General features: G+C 60.8%; 4 protein-coding genes and 2 pseudogenes. 3 read left to right on the top strand and 3 right to left on the bottom strand.

Going from position 1 to position 3,287, the window contains the following annotated elements; all coding sequences use genetic code 11:
* Nucleotides 1-311 (bottom strand): P-loop NTPase family protein (locus AC1DT2_RS18785; RefSeq protein WP_477297992.1); only part of this gene is annotated, 311 nt, incomplete at its 3' end.
* A 446-nt stretch (nt 312-757) separates the two neighbouring features.
* Nucleotides 758-1,447: pseudogene (locus tag AC1DT2_RS18780) on the bottom strand (SOS response-associated peptidase).
* A gap of 102 nt (nt 1,448-1,549) precedes the next feature.
* On the opposite strand from AC1DT2_RS18780, the pseudogene AC1DT2_RS18775 reads away from it, so the two are divergent.
* Both AC1DT2_RS18775 and AC1DT2_RS18770 read left to right on the top strand, forming a co-directional pair.
* A pseudogene (locus tag AC1DT2_RS18775) lies at nt 1,550-1,702 on the top strand (DNA translocase FtsK); the annotation flags it as partial.
* Nucleotides 1,703-1,704: 2 nt separating this feature from the next.
* Nucleotides 1,705-1,911 (top strand): hypothetical protein, encoded by a 207-nt coding sequence (locus AC1DT2_RS18770; protein WP_213947966.1) that lies wholly within the window; start codon nt 1,705-1,707, stop codon nt 1,909-1,911.
* A 2-nt stretch (nt 1,912-1,913) separates the two neighbouring features.
* Here AC1DT2_RS18770 and AC1DT2_RS18765 read toward each other — a convergent pair whose 3' ends face one another.
* The gene (locus AC1DT2_RS18765) at nt 1,914-2,504 is read right to left on the bottom strand and encodes a hypothetical protein (protein ID WP_213947965.1); all 591 of its coding nucleotides are present in this window, start codon (nt 2,502-2,504) and stop codon (nt 1,914-1,916) included.
* A gap of 32 nt (nt 2,505-2,536) precedes the next feature.
* On the opposite strand from AC1DT2_RS18765, the gene AC1DT2_RS18760 reads away from it, so the two are divergent.
* Nucleotides 2,537-3,287 (top strand): phosphoadenosine phosphosulfate reductase domain-containing protein (locus AC1DT2_RS18760; protein ID WP_477297989.1); only part of this gene is annotated, 751 nt, incomplete at its 3' end.

Raw genomic sequence — 3,287 nt, 5'->3', positions numbered from 1 at the left:
GTGTATGTGATATCGCGGAACGCCTTGTGCCAAATGGAACTGAAGGTATCGCCCGCGTCACAGTTGACCTTTGCCACTAGGTAATTCTGCGTCACCCGCAGGTGGCCAGTAAGGATATTCGCCAGAGAGGTTTTGCCGACACCACGCTCTCCGAAAAGCACTCCGTGATAGCCACGCTGGGACACGGCCGTCAGGATCCGATTCAAGACATTCACGCGGCCGGAAAAAAGGTCCCGTTCGTTCACTGGCGACCCAGGGGTGAAGACCGATCCGGCGTTGAACCAAAGAGCATTTAAAGCTTGGGCGTCCATGTGCTACCTCCGACTTGTTAAGCGAAGGCTAATAGCATTTAACAAATTCCGTCAAGTGGCCACTTGATACACTCGCATGACTCATAGGATTCGCGCTTTCGGCCTCCTTAGCCAAAAGTCACGACCGATCCTCAATGCCCTTGGGTTTCCGCGGCTTTAAACCCTCGGGCGGCATGATCTGACGACCTTTCGCAGGCGCGATACGCCGGTGGTTGACCTCAGCCCAGCACTCGACGAATTTCCGAGCAATGGCCTCAGTCGCCACCATGGCGCCTACCGAATGATGGGACTGGCCGTCGGGAAATACGCCAACTCGCCACTTCCCATCGGGCATGTTCTTGACGAGGGCGAACGTGGCGCCGTTCCACTCGGCGAAGGTGGCGGCCCCGGGGGTGCTTGGCGGTTTCCAGTTGGGCGACATCGAAGCAGGATATCGGTCGACAGTCTCAGAGCGTGATTGGCTGAACCAGCTCGGGACCCTTGTTCCTGGGCGAGCCAACTGCCTTGGATACTGGGTAATAGACGAGCTCGGCCTCAGGGGCCGCTACCAGCGTTGCACTGGCCTCGTCGGGCATGCCATCGCACCACACCGCCCATAGGTCGGGCGGCAGGATCACGGGCTGCCGGTCGTGGATATCGCCGGAGACCTTCCCAGGCTCACCGGTGACGATGGTGAGGGTCTTGACCCATTACTCGCCCTCGGCGGGACGCCAGGCTTCCCACAGGCCGGCGAACATAAGCAGGTCGCCGACCTGGTCGCGGATGAAGTACGGCTGCTTGCCGCCCTCTTTCACGCGCCACTCGAAGTAGCCGGAGGCCGGCACCAAGCAGCGGCGTTTCTTGAAGGCTGCACGGAAGGCCGGCTTGGTGGCCACGGTCTCGGCGCGGGCATTGATCGTCTTCGCGCCGATCTTCGCGTCCTTGGCCCATATGGGGATCAGGCCCCACCGAAGCGGCTTGATCTCGTAGCCCTGATCGCCGCTGGCCATGACCAGCGCCTTCTGGGTCGGCGCAATGTTGAACAGATCTTCCCGCTGATTGATCTCGCTGACGACATCCAGCTCGAGCTGGTCCAGCACCGTCTTAGCCTCGCGGCTCAGCGATACAGGTCCGAATGTGGCGTAGCGTCCGCACATGGACTGATCGTCAGCGCGTGGCCGTCACCTCAAGGTGAAGCCACCTCGACCATGCCGATCAGCTTGGAGCGTCCGGTAAAGATTCGCCGCGACAGGCTCCGCGAAACTCACCGCGCAACGATCTCGCATGTGCAGCGGCGGCTCATCATCGGCTACAACCGCGCCGCTCGCTTGGTGGAGCGGATGGAAGTCGAAGGCGTGATCAGCAAACCCAACGTTCAAGGCATGCGCACCGTGCTTCCGGTCGTGGCGTGACCATGGCCGTCGCGCAGACCGACTGCTGGCCGGACGGCGTCTTCGACGTCGTCGCTACCGGGCGCCGCGAGTTCTGGCGCGACGGCCGCCTCTGCCGCTACGCCCGAAAAAACACCGTTGGCCTACCGAGCCCGTGCTTTAGCGAGATGAAGAACCCCTGGGGCCATTACCCCGACCTGCCGGCGGTTGCCGCCAAGGAAGCAGCGTGACCTCACCAGCCAGCCAGCAGTCTGGGCGAAAGCTCAACGTAAACCTCGGAAGCCTTCGCCCGAATCTGCGTAACAGACGCGTTGATCCATCCGTCTCGCGCGTGCGCATCGGGGTGATCCACGTTCTCCAGGGAAGCTCGCTCGTCGAGGGCTTTTGTCACGTCGATTATCAACGCGAAAAGCTTACGCACATCTCTACCGGATGCGCCGAGTTCATGCAGCCGCGTCATGTACGCTCGCATCGTGTCGGTCAGCCGTATCTGACCCGATACAAGCTCATCAGCAGGATTTTGAGCTTGCAAACCGAAATCGAGAAAATATCCAAGCGTCGATTCTATCCAGAACATGTCTTCGAGCACGGCCAATGCGAGGCTCGCCGCTCTTGCATCATCGATAGCTTCCGTCCGGCTTCTCTCATCGCTAAGCTCCTTTTTTCGGTCGGCTCTCTGACCTCTGGCGATTACAATCGCAACTCCAGAAGCAATCAGAGCAATCAGCGCGCTGGCGAGCGTTCCTGCTGCAGACGCCTTCGTCCAAGCATCGGTCGGAGGCGGACTGGCTTGCATCGCCCATGTGAAAAAAAGGAGAGGCATAACGGGCAGTCCTATGGTCGAGGCGGGCTCGCATGATGACGCATTCGAGCGTTGCCGACCTCAGGCCCGGAACTGCCATCCAGCACCTCGTCAACGTGTCGGGCGGTAAGGACAGCACGGCCACGTATCTGAAGGCCATGGAGTCGGGTCGGGAGTTCCGCGCCGTCTTCGCCGACACCGGCAACGAGCACGAGGCGACTTACGAGTACGTCAGCCGCCTGGCTGAGCCCACTGGCGGCCCGGTAGTTGAGGTCGTACGCGCAGACTTCTCTCGCCAGCTTGCCATCCATCGGCAGACGACCCTGACAAAATGGCCTGCCGAGGGCATTGCGGACGAAATCGTCGCGGAAGCGGCCGCGCTCAACACGCCGAGCGGCAATCCGTACCTTGACCTGTGCATTCTCAAGGGCCGGCTCCCCTCACGCAAAGCTCAGTTCTGCACTGAAGAGCTGAAACAGCTGCCTATTTCGTCGCAGGTTGTCGGCCCGATGCTTCGTAGCGGTCCGGTCCTGCAGTGGCTTGGTATCCGCGCTGACGAAAGCGCTAATCGCGCCCAGCAGCGCCGCTATAACCGCCATGACGATGGATCAATCGTTTGGCGACCGATATTTCGCTGGAGTGTCGAAGATGTCTGGGCAATGCATCGCAAGCACGGCGTTCTTCCGAACCCCCTTTACGCGATGGGAGCGCGGCGCGTCGGCTGCTGGCCGTGCATCAACTGCCGCAAAGACGAGGTCCGCCTGATCGCCGATATGACGCCGGAACACATGGACCGGATCGAGC

It is taken from the genome of Luteibacter sp. P4_E6 (genome assembly GCF_056401535.1).
Note: the sequence above shows the minus strand (reverse complement) of the source record. Positions and strands in the feature narration are given on the sequence as shown.